This window comes from Paenibacillus sp. FSL R7-0048 (assembly GCF_038004505.1).
GTDB classification, from domain to species: Bacteria; Bacillota; Bacilli; order Paenibacillales; family Paenibacillaceae; genus Paenibacillus_AQ; species Paenibacillus_AQ odorifer.
On record NZ_JBBORF010000001.1, the window covers coordinates 5,749,183 to 5,766,764 of the forward strand.

At 45.1% G+C, this 17,582-nt stretch carries 19 protein-coding genes and 1 other annotated feature; of the genes, 1 reads left to right on the forward strand and 18 read right to left on the reverse strand.

From position 1 onward, the window contains the following. Positions 1–8: 8 nt before the first annotated feature. The 14 genes from rplU to NSQ91_RS25605 form a co-directional block, all read right to left on the reverse strand. A complete protein-coding gene (gene rplU / locus NSQ91_RS25540) occupies positions 9–320 on the reverse strand; it encodes a 50S ribosomal protein L21 (RefSeq protein WP_036685166.1) in 312 nt (103 codons plus the stop codon). Positions 321–334: 14 nt separating this feature from the next. Continuing rightward, positions 335–421: a sequence feature (ribosomal protein L21 leader region), on the reverse strand. Beyond that, positions 336–503 (reverse strand): hypothetical protein, encoded by a 168-nt coding sequence (locus tag NSQ91_RS25545; RefSeq protein ID WP_155288184.1) that lies wholly within the window; start codon positions 501–503, stop codon positions 336–338. It overlaps the preceding feature by 86 nt. Next, entirely contained in the window at positions 484–1,725 is a 1,242-nt protein-coding gene (locus tag NSQ91_RS25550; protein ID WP_076129388.1) for an Rne/Rng family ribonuclease, read from the reverse strand. Before NSQ91_RS25550 ends, NSQ91_RS25545 begins: the two co-directional genes overlap by 20 nt. A 54-nt stretch (positions 1,726–1,779) precedes the next feature. Further along, complete coding sequence (locus NSQ91_RS25555; protein WP_036685160.1) at positions 1,780–2,622, reverse strand: M50 family metallopeptidase; 843 nt, start codon at positions 2,620–2,622, stop codon at positions 1,780–1,782. Beyond that, positions 2,615–3,511, reverse strand: coding sequence for a M23 family metallopeptidase (locus NSQ91_RS25560; RefSeq protein WP_076194474.1), 897 nt, complete (start codon positions 3,509–3,511; stop codon positions 2,615–2,617). The genes NSQ91_RS25555 and NSQ91_RS25560 overlap by 8 nt, the downstream gene beginning before the upstream one ends. Positions 3,512–3,712: 201 nt before the next feature. Further along, positions 3,713–4,507, reverse strand: a complete 795-nt coding sequence (gene minD, locus NSQ91_RS25565; protein WP_036685156.1) for a septum site-determining protein MinD — start codon at positions 4,505–4,507, stop codon at positions 3,713–3,715. 5 nt (positions 4,508–4,512) lie between these two features. Then, a complete protein-coding gene (gene minC, locus NSQ91_RS25570; protein ID WP_076280016.1) occupies positions 4,513–5,172 on the reverse strand; it encodes a septum site-determining protein MinC in 660 nt (219 codons plus the stop codon). A gap of 79 nt (positions 5,173–5,251) precedes the next feature. After that, positions 5,252–5,782 carry a rod shape-determining protein MreD gene (gene mreD / locus NSQ91_RS25575; RefSeq protein ID WP_081386380.1) on the reverse strand — a complete coding sequence of 177 codons (531 nt, stop codon included), beginning with the start codon at positions 5,780–5,782 and terminating at the stop codon, positions 5,252–5,254. Then, a complete protein-coding gene (mreC, locus tag NSQ91_RS25580; RefSeq protein ID WP_076305453.1) occupies positions 5,782–6,660 on the reverse strand; it encodes a rod shape-determining protein MreC in 879 nt (292 codons plus the stop codon). Before mreC ends, mreD begins: the two co-directional genes overlap by 1 nt. Positions 6,661–6,722: 62 nt before the next feature. Continuing rightward, positions 6,723–7,757 carry a rod shape-determining protein gene (locus NSQ91_RS25585; protein WP_036685150.1) on the reverse strand — a complete coding sequence of 345 codons (1,035 nt, stop codon included), beginning with the start codon at positions 7,755–7,757 and terminating at the stop codon, positions 6,723–6,725. Positions 7,758–7,795: 38 nt separating this feature from the next. Further along, a complete protein-coding gene (gene radC, locus NSQ91_RS25590; RefSeq protein WP_036685147.1) occupies positions 7,796–8,485 on the reverse strand; it encodes a RadC family protein in 690 nt (229 codons plus the stop codon). A gap of 25 nt (positions 8,486–8,510) precedes the next feature. After that, positions 8,511–9,107, reverse strand: coding sequence for a Maf family protein (locus NSQ91_RS25595; protein WP_248549647.1), 597 nt, complete (start codon positions 9,105–9,107; stop codon positions 8,511–8,513). Positions 9,108–9,141: 34 nt separating this feature from the next. Beyond that, positions 9,142–9,387 (reverse strand): DUF4321 domain-containing protein, encoded by a 246-nt coding sequence (locus NSQ91_RS25600; RefSeq protein WP_036685144.1) that lies wholly within the window; start codon positions 9,385–9,387, stop codon positions 9,142–9,144. A gap of 200 nt (positions 9,388–9,587) precedes the next feature. Then, positions 9,588–10,826 (reverse strand): SPOR domain-containing protein, encoded by a 1,239-nt coding sequence (locus NSQ91_RS25605; protein ID WP_340920424.1) that lies wholly within the window; start codon positions 10,824–10,826, stop codon positions 9,588–9,590. A 216-nt stretch (positions 10,827–11,042) separates the two neighbouring features. On the opposite strand from NSQ91_RS25605, the gene NSQ91_RS25610 reads away from it, so the two are divergent. After that, positions 11,043–12,029: a diaminopimelate dehydrogenase gene (locus tag NSQ91_RS25610; protein ID WP_038573038.1), complete on the forward strand. Its 987-nt coding sequence runs from the start codon at positions 11,043–11,045 to the stop codon at positions 12,027–12,029. 80 nt (positions 12,030–12,109) lie between these two features. Here the strand turns inward: NSQ91_RS25610 and NSQ91_RS25615 are convergent, their stop codons facing one another. The 4 genes from NSQ91_RS25615 to murC all read right to left on the reverse strand — a co-directional run bounded on the left by NSQ91_RS25615 (position 12,110) and on the right by murC (position 17,578). Beyond that, on the reverse strand, positions 12,110–13,297 hold the full coding sequence (locus NSQ91_RS25615) for a glycosyltransferase (RefSeq protein ID WP_340392681.1): 1,188 nt from the start codon (positions 13,295–13,297) through the stop codon (positions 12,110–12,112). 337 nt (positions 13,298–13,634) lie between these two features. Beyond that, a complete protein-coding gene (locus tag NSQ91_RS25620; RefSeq protein ID WP_248549649.1) occupies positions 13,635–14,792 on the reverse strand; it encodes a GGDEF domain-containing protein in 1,158 nt (385 codons plus the stop codon). Between the two features lie 33 nt (positions 14,793–14,825). After that, positions 14,826–15,992 carry a GGDEF domain-containing protein gene (locus NSQ91_RS25625; RefSeq protein ID WP_076129397.1) on the reverse strand — a complete coding sequence of 389 codons (1,167 nt, stop codon included), beginning with the start codon at positions 15,990–15,992 and terminating at the stop codon, positions 14,826–14,828. Between the two features lie 209 nt (positions 15,993–16,201). Beyond that, positions 16,202–17,578, reverse strand: coding sequence for a UDP-N-acetylmuramate--L-alanine ligase (murC, locus tag NSQ91_RS25630; RefSeq protein ID WP_036685137.1), 1,377 nt, complete (start codon positions 17,576–17,578; stop codon positions 16,202–16,204). Between the last annotated feature and the right edge of the window lie 4 nt (positions 17,579–17,582).

The following is a 17,582-nucleotide window of genomic DNA, read 5'->3' on the forward strand; positions in this document are numbered from 1 at the left end:
GCACCTTCTTACGCTTGAATCTTCTCGATAGTTACTTTCGTGTACGGTTGACGATGACCTTGTTTCTTGTGGTAGTTCTTCTTAGGTTTGTATTTGTAAACTACAACCTTAGCGCCTTTACCATGTTTCTCGACTTTAGCTGTTACAGACGCGCCGCTTACTAGCGGAGTTCCTGCAGTCAGACCACCATCATTAGAAACAGCCAATACACGGTCAAAAGTTACACTTGCGCCGTCTTCAGCTTCCAACTTTTCAATGAACAAAACGTCGCCCTCTTGGACTTTGTATTGTTTACCACCAGTTTCGATAATTGCATACATTTTACTTGCACCTCCTCATGTCTCAGACTCGCCTAGTCTAGGTGGCAGAATTCCCGTAGGAACTGCGCTTATGTACCCGATCGGAGCGGTTACAGCATGTGCAGGATCAACTGCATCAAACACATACTTGAAGATAGTATCATACTTATGACTTATCGTCAACTCATTCCAGCCATTCTCCAACTTTTCCGGTTCCCCCGCAGCACTGGCAAATCACAGGCGCAAAGCTGGCTGAATCATGCCTTGCCTTCTTTCTGGTCATCTCGAGCAGCCCGAGTCTTGTCCACCCCAAAATATGTGTTTTGGTGCGATCCTTGCAGATCACTTTCTCTAATCGCTCTGTGACCATCTTGCGGTGAAGCTCTTGTTCCATATCAATAAAATCGACAATAATGATTCCACCAGTATCGCGTAACCGGATCAAACGACCGATCTCCTCAGCTGCGAGCAAATTCGTATTAGTAACCGTTTCTTCAAGCGATGCTCCGCCAATGTATTGAGCGGTGTTGACATCAATTACGGTTAACGCCTCTGTCTCATCCCAGATCATTGTTGCTCCGCCCTCCAGCGTGATTTTGCGGCTGAAGCTCTTGAGCAATTGATCCTGAATACCATAAGCAGCGAAAATAGACTCCGCTCCATTATAAAGACAGACTGGCTTGTACCCTTCAGGAGCCATGTCGTCCAGAAAGGCTGTTGCTTCTCTAGCTGCGGCAGATGAATCAATAATCAACTGATCCCGTTGCGGATTAAAGGCATCTCTTATAAAGCGTTGGACAATACTAAGATCACGATGTAGTAAAGCGGGAGCCTCTACCGTTTGTGCCTTACGTGTAATATTCTCCCATTGGGCACGCAAAAAAGAAAGATCACCCTCCACAGCTTCATGTGGCTCGTCCTGAGAAACCGTCCGCATAATAAGCCCTTCTTCTTTCATTCGCAGACGTTCTCCGATTCCTTTGAGACGACTGCGCTCTGCATCCCGGCTTATTTTTTTGGAGACACCGACGTATTCTGCAAAGGGCATGTACACCATCCAGCGCCCGGGCAACGTATAATGAGTCGTTACACGCGCGCCTTTTCCGCCGCTCGGCTCTTTCCGCACTTGAACAACAATATCCTGTCCCGGCTGCAAAAGCGTCTCGATAGAGGGCTTCACATCAGGCTGTTTATCCAAATTAGGATGCAATACATCATCAACATATAAAAAAGCATTCTTCTTCTGTCCGATATCAACAAAAGCAGCCTGCATACCTGGAAGTACGTTAATCACACGGCCCTTGTAATAACTGCCGACCAACCCTTGCTGCTGATCGCGTTCAGCCGCGTACTCCACCAGCCTTCCGTTTTCCAGAAGAGCCATTCGGGTAATGTGCTGCGTGCAGTGAACGATCATCTGTTTCATGGCTTCACCTCTGGTTTCGTTCGTTCATTCCTTCACATTCTCTGCATAAATACACTATATTCCGAAGTAGGTTGATATTAAGCGCTGTTCCGGCACAACAGCAACAACATTTCCTTTACCGTTTAACACATAGATAAAATGATATTGATTACGTTTAAATAGACGCAATATATCATCTAAAGGTTTCGCAGATAATGCAACTATTGGACGAGCTACGCTTCCTGTTCGCAAATGATACTCATAAACAGCCTCCCGATTCATCAAAAAAGCAACAAACCGGTACGGTAAATTACGATGGTCGGTGAAATTCGAATACAGCAGAAAAGCTCCGATCATGACCATATTCAGCCTAAGGCCTCCACCCGCTCCAAGAGGCAGCAGCGCATATATAATCACAAGGACACTTGCGGCTACACTCACCCGTCCAGTCCATAACAAAGTGTAGTAATAAGGAAGTACTAAACTAATAGTGGCCTGAAGCACTTTACCTCCGTCAAGCGGCAGCACTGGCACTAGATTAAAAAGCCCAATAATGGCATTGGCATGAATAAAATAGGTCAGAAATTCCTGATTGCCATAACCGGCTTGTTGAAGTCCAAAAGCAATAACGATCATAATTCCATTTTGCAGTGGACCGGCAAGGGCTATTCCGATCTCACGACTGGCTGTAAGCCGCCCATGATCTTCAATAACAGCCACTCCGCCAAACGGAAGAAGCTGAACCGACTTAACTGTAACACCGGCCAAAAGAGCCGCAACGACATGTCCCATTTCATGAATGAAGACAATCGTAAATAAGGTGAGCAGCTCTAGAAATTGTCCCGTGACCACGGAGAATAACATAATGATCACGAACAGTGGATGTAGTGACAGTTCGATACCAAAGATCCTAATCAAACGATACCACTTCTGTAGGATCAATATAAGTCTTGTCTTTTATCACTGCGAAAAATAGTGTTGAAGCTGAGGATACGTCCTTCTCCATCATCCAACCGAGTGAATCCCCGCTCTGCACCCAGTCATCAACCTCCAGCTTGGTGCCGCTCAAATGTCCGTATTCTGCAGTGACACCGCCTGAATGCTGAACAGCAATTCGAATGCCCCCTTCCAGCTCTTTAGAGATGGAGAGAATACGTCCCATGTCTATACTTTTCACCGTCACATTTAAGGTTGAATCGATTTGAGGCATAATTTCCACCCCTTTTAGCGTAGATGCAAAAGGCTGGACAATGCTCCCAGCTATCGGGGCAGTGAGTTGATGATGAGCGGCCACTTTTTGAGCAGGCTCATCTTTATCCCCAAATATCGGAATGAATGCTGGAGCTCCGTTAAAGTTCTCCTCATACCAGACTCTCACAGCCGTGAAATCCATGTCATTGCTTAACGCATCACTAATAAAAGCTTGCATCTTATAGGACCATGGCTGATGTACCGCAAAAATCCCCCACACTGCTCCAAACACAAGAACACTAGCAACAAAGCGCCGAATAAAACCGGCAGTAAAATTTGAGCCTCCACCGCCGTTATCCTCCCAGCCTCCACGACTCTTTTTCCACATCACCTCTGGATCGGGCTCTACAGAGGATTGATCGGCATTCTTAAATCCTGTTCCCCATTCCTTAAAGCTCGTACTCTTATCTGGCATAATAAATAAAGGGGGAGCCTCCGCTATTTCTAGTTCCGGGACTTCCGAAACTCCTGAGACTGCTGAGACTTCCGGGAGTTCCTCCAATAAACTACGAATACGCTCCTTGCGGCGATTCTTGATATCTGATTTCTGATCCATATTTATCCCTCCGGACGGGCTTGTTTTACTTCCATTTTATGAAGCACGGAAGTCTCTTTAGAACAAGCCCCTCCAAGACAGACCATTTAAATCCCGGAAATGCCATACATTCATATTTATTCAAAAAAATAAGCCCCACCATAGATTTCTCTACTGGTGGGACCCGTGTATGCTTCTTATCATAGGATTGCTTAGTAAAAATTAAGCCATGCCGAAAAATTTCTTAAGTTTCTTAAATGCTCCCGGTTTGCGGTCAAGCTGCATCAGGGGTACAGCATCACCTAGAATTCGGCGTGCAATATTGCGATAGGCAATAGCAGCTGAAGAATCGGGATTCATAACTGTAGGTTCTCCGTTATTTGCGGCTTTAATGACTAATTCATCATCCGGAACAATTCCGATAAGATCAATGTTCAGCACCTGTAATATATCCTCAATATCAAGCATATCCCCAGACTTCACAAGACCTGGGCGAATACGGTTTACCACCAATTTCGGCGATTCCACACTCGACTGTTCTAATAGTCCGATTATACGATCGGCATCCCGTACAGCGGCATGCTCTGGTGTGGTAACCACAATCGCTTTATCCGCACCGGCAATCGCATTGCGGAAGCCGTGCTCGATTCCTGCCGGACAATCGATCAGAACATACTCATATTCCTTCTTTAGTTCAAGAATGATATCTCTTACTTGTTCAGGAGAGACAGCCGTTTTATCCTTTGTTTGAGCTGCAGGCAGCATATACAATTCATCAAAGCGCTTGTCTTTAACGAGCGCTTGATTAAGGCGGCAACGTCCTTCCGCTACATCCACAAGATCATAAATAATACGATTCTCAAGCCCCATAACTACATCCAGATTACGCAGTCCAATGTCGGTATCGACGAGACATACTTTTTTGCCCTGCAGTGCAAGTGCGGTTCCAATGTTGGCTGTTGTGGTTGTTTTGCCAACTCCGCCTTTGCCCGAGGTTACGACTATCGCTTCTCCCATGGAGGCTACACCCCTTTAAACACATTTAAATCCTGACGTAATTTGACCAAATTATGAATCTTATCGATCTGCATAGCTCCGTTTGTTAAATATGCAAATTCCATACTGCTTTCTCGGGTTTCCCATTCATCGGGCGGACGACTAATAATATCGGCAATTCGCAGCTGCGTTGGAGACATTAAAGAAGCAGCTATAATCGCTTCCTCATTCCCGTCTACTCCAGCATGCGCCATCCCTCTTAGCGAACCTAGTATATAAATATCGCCTGAACAGGTTATGGTCCCCCCAGGGTTCACATCCCCCAGATATAGAAGATTTCCGTTATGGTGCAGCACCTGACCGGAACGTAGAATTCCGCTCATCAGAAACAATGCGTCATTATCCTCACCGCCGGGCGCTGGAAGCGCCTCTATAGATCGAATCAACAGATTTCCCTGTCCCTTAAGAATCTCCAGCACAGCTTCCTTGTCTTCCTCAGTTACGGTACGATTGCCCAGCTTTATGTCCACATGTACAATCGGTCCAGTTAAAATATTTTGATGGCTGTGCTCCAGCTTATAGCGAAGCTCGCTCAGAAGATCTTCAAAGGGACATTTGTCGTCTAGCAGGAATATCAGGCCATCCTTGATGCCCTTAATCCTTACATGCTTGGATTTTACTGTCATATGCCTGGCCCCCTATCCTCATTCATTCGTGCCGGGCCCCTTAAATTCCTGCTTTGTATAGAAAGAAAATAGAAGCTCTTTAAGCCGCTTCTTCCTTATTCGTTTCTTTCTTGATTAGCTCAAGCTGGCGCCGAACCGGTATGTAGAAGAGTAGCCCGATGGCAAAATGAAAAAGCATCGTCGGCAGCATGTGATTCAAAATCGCCCAGCTATAAGGTTCTTGATTAAGATTAAATACACTATAGATACCAAATAGTATACTATCCCCAAGTAGACTTCCAAGCAGAACCACAGTCATCATAAGGGGCAGCGGAGCACGTGGAATCTGAAATAAAAGGCCGATTAAATAAGCCGACAATCCCATCGCAAAAGAGTGTGCTCCAAGAATTCTGCCGTAAAAAACGACATCATGCAGCATTCCAAAACATAATCCCAATATAAGTGCTGTATGCCGATGATGATATATAGTCACGAACAATAACACTACAAAAACCAAATTCGGAATGATTCGCATCTGCCACACATCTGGAATCAGCCAAGGTAAGATGGTTCCCTCCACAATAAATAAGAGGAACAGTATCAGAATAAGAACTGATCTGCGCATATTCACTATTCAGCACGCTCCTCCGTAAACACAACAATCAAATGCTTCCAGTCCTGAAATTCTGCTGAAGGCTTTATCACTGCTGTGGAGGTTAATCCAAATTCACCAACATCGACGCTTTCAACTGTGCCTATTGTCAACCCCCTTGGATACAAGCCTCCAATACCGGAAGACAGAATAGTATCCTCCGCTGCAATAGGATCACCCGGTGGAATCTTGGTCATCAGCAGTCTGTTCGTCTCTGGATTATAACTCTCAATCATCCCAAAGGACTTACCCTCTTTATTAAAGGCAGTTGCCGCAATAGGCGGCTGGGAATTAGGATCATTAGTGTCCATCATGGTCATCAGTTTCACAGTAGAAGTGAAATTGCTAACTTGACTGATAACACCTACCAGACCATCGGTTGAAATAACAGACATATTAGGTCTGACACCATCTTTGGAGCCTAAATCAATTACAATGGTGCTGTTGCTTGGTTCTGTAGTCTGGCTAATTACTTGCGCAATACGATATTCATACTTATACAAATTCTTCTGTTCTTTAGTGAATTGCCATTTTTTTTCCAAGTCTTCATTCTGTACTTTAATAAAATTATACTGGGCTTTATCACGTGCATACTGGGCAGCCATAATTTTAAGCTGTTCATTTTCTTTAGCAAGATCACTCAGATTTCCAATATCTTCAAACAAGCCCGCTACATATCCAGCGGGCTTGTAGAACATTTTTTGCACGAAACCAGTCGAATCTCTGAGAAAGTTCTCCGGCCAGGACAAGCCTTTCCTTGTTGCCAAGCTGAAGCCCATTACCACAATGAACAGCACCAGTGTAATCAACAGAATAAACAGACGTTTATTGCTTAAGAGTTTAAACAGTTTCAACACCCTCTAACAACAGTATTTCTCCCATAACAGGGGTTGACTTACACAAGTGGTAGAACATCATCTTATCTCTTCGAACGAAGACTGGATCCGCTGCGGCTCTTGAACAAATGAATGTTCTCAAGTGCCTTACCGGTTCCAATAGCTACACAGTCCAGTGGATTCTCAGCAACAATAACCGGCATTCCCGTCTCACGTGCAAGCAGCTTATCCAAGTTGCGAAGCAAAGCTCCCCCACCTGTCAAAACAATTCCACGATCCATAATATCTGCTGCAAGCTCTGGCGGACATTTTTCCAACGTTACTTTAACAGCTTCAATAATAGCATTCACTGTGTCAGACAAAGCTTCACAGATTTCATCAGAAGTAATTGTAAGTGTTTTTGGCAGACCTGTTACGAGATCACGGCCGCGAATTTCCATGGTTTCAGCCTTTTCAAGAGGAAGGGCAGAGCCAACATCCATTTTGAGCTGCTCCGAAGTACGTTCACCGATCATCAGATTGTATTGACGTTTGATGTATTGAATGATGGACTCATCCGCTTCATCACCTGCAACACGCACTGAACGGCTAGTAACAATACCGCCGAGCGAAATTACAGCAACTTCAGTTGTACCTCCACCGATATCTACAACCATACTACCTGTAGGCTCCCATACTGGCAGATCCGCGCCGATAGCAGCAGCAAAAGGCTCTTCGATAATGTAAGCTTCACGAGCTCCAGCTTGTTTGGTAGCATCTTCTACCGCACGTTGCTCTACAGCAGTAATGCCAGATGGCACGCAGACCATTACATTAGGGTGACGCTGGAACATAGAACGCTGTTTCTGTGCTTGACGAATAAAATATTTAATCATCGTAGCCGTTGTATCAAAATCAGCGATAACGCCATCTTTCATCGGACGGATCGCACGGATATTTCCAGGTGTACGACCGATCATTTTTTTGGCGGATTCACCCACAGCTTCAATCGTCTTAGTATCAGTGTTAATGGCTACAACGGAAGGCTCTCTTACAACAACACCCTTACCGCGTACGTAGACAAGCGTATTCGCTGTCCCCAAGTCAATTCCTAAATCTTTTGTGAAACCACCCAACATGCTAATTTCTCCTTTTCCTAAGTAAATCTACATTTATATTACATATGTCCTTTTTCTTTCAAGCTTACGAAACTGCTATCTCCGATAATTAGATGGTCCAGCACATCTATTCCGATAATCTCACCTGCCTGAAGCAATCTAGCGGTTAGGGAAATATCTTCTGGACTAGGTGTTGGATCACCACTAGGATGATTGTGCGCGCATATAATAGAGGCGCTACTGCATTTTATAGCTGCTCTGAATACCTCACGAGGATGAACGATCGAAGCATTAAGGCTGCCCATGGACAATGTTTCTTGTCCAATCACATGATTCTTCGTGTTCAGAAACAGACAGACAAAATGCTCCTTTTGCAAATAACGCAATTGCTCAGTCAGAATCTCAGCAGCGTCCCCAGGACAGCGGATAATGACCGGCATATTGAACCTGGAATTCGCAAGGCGCCTTCCCAGTTCGATGCCTGCTTTTAGTTGTACGGCCTTGGCAGGACCGATACCGTTGATTTTGGTCAGTTCTTCGATGCTAAGGTCAACTAGCCCACGCAGGCCACCGATCTTCCCCAGCATCTGCTGTGCAATATGAATAGCCGACTCGCGGCGTGTTCCCGTACGCAGCAGAATGGCTAACAACTCCGCTTGACTTAATGATTCCGCCCCATAATGCATCATGCGCTCTCTAGGTCGTTCTTCATGGGGGAGGTCCCGCAGCATAATTGGTTGCGACTCCATCCCTATCCCTCTTTCCCCAGGCTTCCTACCGGCTCAATACAGTTATACCGAACTCGGATAGCATTTCGCCAAGAAGCGACAAAGGCAATCCGACTACATTGAAATAACAGCCTTCAATTCGTTCCACCAAAATGGACCCAAGCCCTTGTATCGCATAAGAGCCAGCCTTATCAGCGGGCTCTCCCGTAGCTATATAAGCAGCAATTTCCTCTTCAGTCATTGCCCTCATCGTTACGGAAGTAACACGGTGCTCCACTATAGTCTTCCCATTCGGGAGTCCGAGGCAGGCTACACCCGTGTATACCTTATGAGTTCGGCCCTGAAGTCTGGTAAGCATCGCTTTGCTGTCCAGCTTGTCCACCGGTTTGCCTAGCACAGTATCATCTAGTACAACAATTGTGTCGCTTCCTATAATGACTGCGTTACGCTCTCCGGCTGTAGCTACTACGGCTTCTGCTTTTCGCAAAGCTAGACTGCGCACGATTCTCTCCGGCGTCCAATCCGGCGGTGTGCTCTCATCAGCTTCGCTGGTAATGACCTCAAAGGGTAAACCCAGTAAGGATAACAGCTCACGTCGACGCGGTGAACCTGAGGCTAGAATAATGAGTGGTGAGTTGTCCACGTTGTAAACGTCCCTTCTTGCTAAGTAACGAGAGTTACAGTCTGCGGTACAGCCATACAGCTGTAATAATACCGGCGAGACTAAGCATGCACAATTTCAAATGAATAGTGATGTCATAGGTTATGATGTCTAAATCGGCTCGCGGAGACCATTTGAGCACAGTCGATGTTGTTAGAAAAGACAGAGCCTTTACGGGCTGCAGCAGCTTGGCGATCCAGGCTCCAGCCAGCCAGCCTAGAATTAGAAATAACAGCAGTGTTCCTACATTTTTCTTCTTCATCTCAGTCTTCCCTCGCCATTTTTTGACACCCTAATTATTATACGGTGAAACGGTGATCAATACAAACGTAAAATCCCCTACGGTAATGTTTACCACCTTTTGCCCTAAAAGTTGCGGAACGATACCCCTCTCCGCAAAAAAACAACAAGCCCCCAATTCCCCGGAGACTTGTTGTTTTTTTGAATCCGCAATCCAAGCATTCAATTCATAGCAGACAGCAGCTGTTTTTGGCTGGTCAAGAAGCTCAGCATGGATTCCTGCACTTCCCAAAGCAGGGCTTGCGCCTTGTTCTTGTTATATTCACTCAGTGCTGAAATTCCTTGGCTCATAGATTTCTCTAGCGCTGCACAAATGCTTTTGGCTTCAGGCGTTATGCCTTGCTCCAGAGCTTTAACAGCTTCACTCCATTGGAGATGAAGATCACTCACAGCTGAGGTATTAGCTGCCGCATCCGTTTGTCCGCCACTGAGTAAAGAAGCGGATTGACTGCTTAGTTCACTGAGCAACTGTCCACTCACCGCAAAATAACTATTCACAGCCTCCGCATTTCCGGCAAATCCTAATCGTTCCACTCCGGGAAGATCCACCTCTCTTACATAAAGCTCAATCCCTTGATTCTTCAGTCCACTGCTGAGCAGCTTAGCTTGTTCACGGTCAGAGGACATTCCGGCATATACACGATTTCCGTCAGCAGGGTCCAAGCCCGCAGCCAAACCAGCGTCCAACAGCTCTTGTCTAGCTTGTTCCGCGCCTGCCGGCGTACTGAATACGCCATACTGCAGCAGGTAGTAGCTTTGCGCAGCCACTTGAACAGGAATACTGTTTTTGCCAGCATCATCTGTGCCCGTAACCGGCAATCCCGAGGTTCCTACACCTGCTGGATCATTAGCTCCGGAAGTCTGCCCTGAAGTAGCCAATGTATCTGTTATCCCGTTTCCTGAACTACTGTCCATGTTTCCTCCATAAAAAAAGGAAAGCGCCGCATACCCTAGCAGTAGACCTGTGCCGATGGCCCCCACCACAGACAGGGATAATTTCCACCAATACGATGGGCGACGAGTATGATATGAGCCCCCATAACCTCCCGTATAAACCTCTGCTGATTTATCTCTATCATCCAGTACCAAATCTGAGAGCAGATACGATTGCTGCGTATTTCTGAAATCTCTATCCTGTTCGTCCCATTCTTGCTGGCGTGGATCTACAGTTCCTGAGTAATAGTCGTAAGCATCCTCCGGTGGTGCCTCACGCATAGAGCGTAGATCAGGTTCTTGCACCCAAGTATGCTGCTGTGCTGGACCGACCTCCTTGCGCAACTCCTCTGCATATTCTTCAGCTGTACCCAGTCCGCCACTGGACCAGCGCTCCACTACCTGCGGTTTTGGCTTAGGCTCGTCCTTATTCACGTCAAATCGGAATGTCATTCTTCCGTTATTCAACAGTAACACCTCACCTCATCTAATCTATATGGAAATATATGATAGACAATAGAGAGATATGCTATTTTTATAGCCAAATGAATAATGAAAGTTATACGGATTCAGTTTACATTACATGTAACTTTTATATACTATATAAAAAGAGCTAAAAGTGTGCACTATACTAGTTAAGCTAGAAATAGGATTTTAGTTCATTACAGTTTAGGAGGGCTTTTTCTGAAACAAAAAATTCAAGCAGCAATTGTGGGCTACGGTAATTTAGGAAAAGGTGTACGTAAGGCTATTAACCAAAGTGAAGATATCGAGCTGGTTGCGATCTTTACGCGCAGAGAGCCTGGACAACTGGAAGCCGGTGAAACCGGTGTGAAATTCGAGCATATCTCTGCCGTCGAACAATATAAGGGAAAAGTGGATGTTATGATTCTGTGCGGAGGATCGGCTACCGATCTGCCAGAACAGACACCAGCTATTGCCCGGATGTTTAATACCGTGGACAGCTTTGACACTCATGCCAAAATCCCTGAGTTCTTTGCGACCGTTGATGCCGCAGCTAAACAAGGCGGAACACTCAGCGTAATTTCTACGGGCTGGGATCCAGGCCTGTTCTCCATGAACCGTCTGCTAGCTGAAGCTATTCTTCCACAAGGTAAAGAGTATACGTTCTGGGGTAAAGGCGTCAGCCAAGGTCACTCTGATGCCATTCGCAGAGTAGAAGGCGTTAAAGGCGGCGTACAATATACGGTTCCAGTACAAGAAGTTATCGAGGCCATCCGTGCGGGTGAAACACCAGAACTTACTACTCGTGAAAAACATCTTAGAGAGTGTTTTGTAGTAGCTGAGGCAGGTGCAGATCAAGAACGCATTCGCGAAGAAATCGTGAATATGCCGAACTATTTTGCAGATTATGATACTACGGTTACTTTCATCACTGAAGAAGAACTGGCAGCTCAGCATAGCGGTATTCCGCACGGCGGGTTTGTTATTCGCAGTGGGGTAACAGGAGAAGGCACGAAACAAATTGTTGAATTTGGCCTGAAGCTGGAGAGCAATCCTGAATTTACGGCTAGTGTGCTTGTGGCTTATGCCAGAGCTGCTCAGCGTATGAGTCAAGAAGGTCAAAGCGGAGCGCGTACTGTATTCGATATTCCACTTGGGATGTTATCTCCGAAATCACCAGAAGAACTGCGCCGCAACTTGCTCTAAAATCCTGTCAACAAATAACCCGCGTAGGACTTTTAAGGGTCCTCGCGGGTTATTTGTTGTCCAGAGCGTCTGACAACCCTCTATACAAGACTAAGAATCTTACTCTTAACATGATTCATTTCGTAATTCTTCAACAAAGTCTCATGCGCACGATCCGCAATAATGGCGCCAAGCTCAGGATTTTTCAGTAAATTCAGTACACTTCCAACCACCTCAACCGAGGTATTAGCCAGCAAAATATTCCGGTTATGCTCACAATTCAGCTTCTCACACATGATAGAGCTGGTAACCACCGGGGTTTTTAGCGCCCAGGATTCCAGTATATTTCTAGAAACTTCGCAGCCTTCAAGGATAGGCACCAGAACAGCTTTAGACCGTCGTATGTATTCAGTAGAGGAATTTACCGGTCCAGTGACTATGACCGATTCATCTTCCTTAATCAAAGTCATGACCTCCGGGTGAACCTCTGAGCTGATAATGTAACTTTTGATATCAGGCACTTGTTCTTTAATCATGGGATAGGTTTTTTTAAAGAATACTCGGGCTGCATCTATTCCCAGTCTCATATTCATATTCCAGTGCAGCACAATTGAATTTTCTTTAATCACAGGCTCTGCAAAAGTCTCATACTCATTCATCTTGATGAAATGGGGGACAACATGAACCTTACGGGCATCGGCAAATGATAGAGATTTGAACGCTAGTGCATCCCATTCCGAGGTTGCTAAAAGTAGTCCCGTCTTATTCATTAATCGCCGTTTATTCCTACGATCCCATGCAGCATTGAGTTTATTATATGGATTCTTCCTGCTTAACTTTCCTGCCTCTCCGGCAGATCCTCCGCTTCCGTTTGCAAAACTATAGGTATCTGTGATCACACTGGCTTCTGGAAGCAAGTTCCGCACCATATCAATGCATTTACCCAATAGGACATGCGATATAAATACATGCTTGTAATTATTCGAACGGCAAAGCTCCAAAATAGTGTTCTTCATATCTTTATCTATATGACTTAAATTTGAGAAATTCCGCAGTTTATGTAAGGGGCGCAGCATTGGCCTCCAGGTCGTATAATCTTCATTAATGTTATGAACCGTAAGTGCCGTCCGCTCATTTATAGACACGGTTTGGTTGGCACTGCCGTACGTCAGCAAATCTATATCAAATTTCCCAAGCAAAATCTCGAGAATACTCCCTGTTCTCATTTCTCCTTCTAGATCCTCTGCGCTTTGATTCTGGGCTGATAGGAACAGCATTCTTTCTCGCATGACTCTGGCTCCTTGTATTTTGTAATAAAAACCCCCATCTACTAACTGAAACTTTAGATGCAGTTCAATAGTAACTCATTTCAATTAAAAGTTTTGTCGATTTATAGGAGAAGTCTAAAATTTTTTAAGTTTTTTTCTGAGTTTCCAAAATTCTATCACGATTTCCCCTTATAAAACGCCACATTTTCTAAAATATAGACCAAAACCCCTTTTTTTACGCCATACATAATCATGAATTGCTCTATGGATAGAAATCGTAATCTTTAGGTAATATGTACTACGCCTCTTTGCATACAAAAAAAGCATCTCCCTCGCTTAATGTCGAAAGGAAGACACTTTAGTTGTCATAGCTTCTAACTACACAGTTCCGGCCCTTTTTCTTAGCCTGATACAATGCAGTGTCACTAAGTTTGTAAAGAGTGTTCAATGCGTATCGTTCACCTGAATCCACCGTGATGATGCCAACACTTATCGTGTAATGCAAGGGCACACCATGAATGACCGCCCCTGTAACGGCTGTGCGCATCCGCTCTGCAATCATATCACTGTTTTGTTCATCGGCTCTATGCAGCAGCACAGTGAACTCCTCACCACCGAATCTTCCGAACAGGTCACCATTGCCAAGCTGCTGTTTTATTTTATGAGCCAGATCCTTCAGAACATGGTCGCCGGTATTGTGGCCGTAGGTATCGTTTATGCGTTTAAAGTGATCCACATCCAGCAGTAAAAAAGAATACGGCAGCTTCTTCATTGCTGAGGCAGCTATTAAAGGCCGGGCGCGCTGTACAAAGGATCTGCGATTCAAAATACCTGTCAACACATCATAAGTGGCCACCCGTTCCAATTCTGTAAAGGAATCCTCCCTATAAAGCAGCATGATGCCTGCAGTTCCTAAGAACATAAGCAAATAAACCCCCAGATAAAAAAATATCTGCAGCCAGTGAGAGGTCTGTGCATTCCATCCTAACATCGAATAAAACGGTTCAAGTCCCTTGCTAACCAGCGCTAAAATTACAACAAAGTACAACAATCCTATGGTTCGCTGGAGAGAGGTTTCTCTAATCTTCACAGCTAATATATAAGCTGGCAAAGCTATGATCATAATCCCAAATAGACAAGTTGCAGCCATAACCAACCGCTCATCTGGCATAATTATATGCAGTAGCACTACGATGACAATGGATACTCCGAACAGGATCGTATAATATCGTTCAATCCTACTCCCAAAAACTCTGAGAAGCATCAGAAGCGCTAAGCTTTCCAGCGTACCTCCAGCTAAAGCAAGCAGCATACTGATTGGAATGGGAAGTCGTGAGTCTGTGAAATCATTCAGCAAAAGGAGAATTAAAGCTGCCAGCTGCAAATATTTTGCCGTGACAAACAAGGTAGAAGTCCGTTCCTGCGCGTAACGCAAACGATAGACGACAATAAGCAATACCGTAAAGGATTGCCACATAAAGAGGCAGACCAGCAGTGTTTTGAGATCCAGATGCATGTTAGTGAATTTCACCCCCTGTATTCTCTAAGCTCAATAAATATAATTGTATCTGACCACTCGGTTTCTTCCTTCTTGTTTGGCTTGGTATAACGCTTTATCGCTCAGCTTGTACAGCTTATTTATCCAAATCTCCTGATCCGGTATGATTGTAATTACACCTATACTAACTGTATAGCCTTGTAAAAGTTTTTGTGTAGGCGTCTTCATTACTGCCTTTCGTAACACTTCAGCTTTCCGGTCACAGCTAGCTTCATCCAGCCCGCAAAGGATAACTGCAAATTCCTCGCCGCCCAGCCTGCCAAATAAATCGCTGTTTTCGAGGTTGTCCTTAATCGTCAATGCGAATTCTTCCAGAACAACATCGCCGGTATCATGGCCGTATGTATCATTGATTTCTTTGAAATGATCCAAATCCAGCAGCATAAACGAAAAGTACTCTTGCTCAGCAACTGCCTTCTCAAGCCGTACCTCAGCTTCCTCAAGAAATGCTCCACGGTTAAGGATTCCAGTCAGATCATCGTAGCTAGCGATTCGTTTCAGTTTTACAAAGGAATGCTCGTTAGAAAGTAGAATAAAGCCTGCGGCTCCCACAATCAACAATAAATACATCCCCAGGTAATATAAATACTGCGAAAGATTAGTTGTGAACACGTTCATCTCTGGCTCCCAGATCAATGCAACAATCGCGCGGAGCAGCATAATCCCTGCAAAAGCGTAAAACAATATTCCGAGTATCTTCTGAAGAGGGGTGCCTTTGGGGTTCACCGTGAGGTGGTAAGCTGGATAGACAATAAACAGTATCGACCATAATGAGGTACAGGCTATGCGCCAGCTGGAATGATGAAAGAAGATCGCAACAATACTAAAAGTAATCGAACTAAGTATGGAAAGCGTTATGTAATACAACTTTATCCGCTGACCAAGGATTCCCATCATCAGCAATAAAGCAATAATCTCCAGACAGCAGCCTAAAAGAATCAAAGCGTTGCTAAGTGGAATGGATAAAGCGCGGGGGATATGACCCCATAATAATAATGAACACCAGAAGAGCAGCTGCACCGCCTTTGAGCGTATGAATAAGGTGGATGCCCTGTCTTTAGGAGCGCTCCTCCGGTAATTGGTTATCAGCAGCAATATAAATAGATTTCCAAAAATAAATAAATACACTAACGTTTTGATATCAAGCTGGGAGTCCATGAGTCACCACCTACACGGAAAAATTGATCCTCTACTGACAGCACTATAGCACTCAATGGCTGGTTCAGCAAATACCCTATTTATTTCATTTTTTAGAATGTACATACACCGCTTAAGTATACAAAAAAGCACTTCCCCCTGCACGGAGCTCGGGGGGAAGTGCTATGGTCAAGAGAATATGAATATTCTCGTGTAGGCCTGTGTTTGTATTAACGCTTCTTCAAGCCGTCCGCCAATGCGTATCCAACCTTCCAGATATCGCCTGCGCCCATCGTAATCACTAGGTCACCTGGGGCAATACGAGGTTTCAGATCAGCAAGCACATCTTCTTTGGTTGGCAGATGTCTTGCACCAGCGTTACTGTTCTGCACAATAAGCTCAACCAGCTTCGCAGATGTAACCCCCTCAATCTGCTTCTCACCTGCCGGAGAGTAGATGTCGGTGATGATCACCTCATCTGCTTCGCTAAAGGCGCGGCTGAAGGCATCTAGCAGGAAGAACGTACGTGTATACCGCTGAGGCTGGAATACGGCAATAATCCGTTTCCCCGTTGCCTTAGCAGCACTGATTGTCGCCTGAATTTCAGTTGGGTGATGCGCATAATCATCGATGACCAGAATGTCATCGACTTCTCCGAGCACTTGAAAACGGCGCTTCGCACCATGGAATTTCACGATCGCTTCAGCGATTTTTTCAAAAGAGATTCCTGATTTCAGACAAGCGATAACCGCAGCCATTGAGTTATACAGATTGTACTGACCTGGCACGGACAGTTCAATTTGTCCCAATACTACGCCATTATGGTTCATCGTATACGAAACTTGACGGTCGCCAAGAACGATGTCTGTGGCAATATAATCTGCTGTCTTCGACTTGATGCCGTAAGTAATCACCTTACCTGACACTTCAGGCAATAAAGAAATCACATTCTCGTCATCTGCACACACAATCGCAGTGCCGTCTTCACGGGTCTGGTTCATAAACTGTACATAAGCAGCCTTGAGACGGTTAAAATCTCCGCCGTAATTCTCCAAGTGATCTGCTTCCACATTCGTGACAATTCCAAGCCAAGGGTGATAGTGCAAGAAAGAGCCATCACTCTCATCCGCTTCCGCCACTACATAATCGCCTTGTCCTGCCTTTGCATTCGTACCGACGTTCATAATCTCTCCGCCGATAATATACGTAGGATCAACTTCACACTCTTCCATTACAAGTGCGATCATAGAGGATGTAGTTGTTTTACCATGCGCTCCGGCAACGGCTACCCCTTTACGTTCGTTCAATAAACGGGCTAACATTTGTGAGCGGTGCAGAATTGGAATCTTAAGACGCTCTGCTTCCACCCATTCCACATTATCGCTGGACAAAGCCGTAGAGTACACGACGAGATCCGCACCTTTTACTTGTTCTGCTGTATGCCCAATATAAATCTTGGCACCTTTAGCAATCAATTTATCCGTCAATTCTTGGGCAGCCACATCGGAGCCCGTAACCGTATATCCCATTTCTAGCATTACTCGGGCAATCGCGCTCATACCGTAGCCGCCGATCCCTATAAAATGCACACGTTCAGTAGTATCCAACAGT

Bases quoted from the DNA above. Each gene is read 5' to 3' on its own strand.
- NSQ91_RS25585 (WP_036685150.1), bottom strand. From the start codon at position 7,757: ATGTTGGGTGGTTTCACAAAAGATTTAGGAATTGACTTGGGGACAGCG.
- rplU (WP_036685166.1), bottom strand. From the start codon at position 320: ATGTATGCAATTATCGAAACTGGTGGTAAACAATACAAAGTCCAAGAG.
- NSQ91_RS25560 (WP_076194474.1), bottom strand. From the start codon at position 3,511: ATGGATCAGAAATCAGATATCAAGAATCGCCGCAAGGAGCGTATTCGT.
- NSQ91_RS25600 (WP_036685144.1), bottom strand. From the start codon at position 9,387: ATGAAGAAGAAAAATGTAGGAACACTGCTGTTATTTCTAATTCTAGGC.
- radC (WP_036685147.1), bottom strand. From the start codon at position 8,485: ATGGAGTCGCAACCAATTATGCTGCGGGACCTCCCCCATGAAGAACGA.
- NSQ91_RS25620 (WP_248549649.1), bottom strand. From the start codon at position 14,792: ATGCATCTGGATCTCAAAACACTGCTGGTCTGCCTCTTTATGTGGCAA.
- minC (WP_076280016.1), bottom strand. From the start codon at position 5,172: ATGACAGTAAAATCCAAGCATGTAAGGATTAAGGGCATCAAGGATGGC.
- NSQ91_RS25550 (WP_076129388.1), bottom strand. From the start codon at position 1,725: ATGAAACAGATGATCGTTCACTGCACGCAGCACATTACCCGAATGGCT.
- minD (WP_036685156.1), bottom strand. From the start codon at position 4,507: ATGGGAGAAGCGATAGTCGTAACCTCGGGCAAAGGCGGAGTTGGCAAA.
- NSQ91_RS25615 (WP_340392681.1), bottom strand. From the start codon at position 13,297: ATGCGAGAAAGAATGCTGTTCCTATCAGCCCAGAATCAAAGCGCAGAG.
- NSQ91_RS25625 (WP_076129397.1), bottom strand. From the start codon at position 15,992: ATGGACTCCCAGCTTGATATCAAAACGTTAGTGTATTTATTTATTTTT.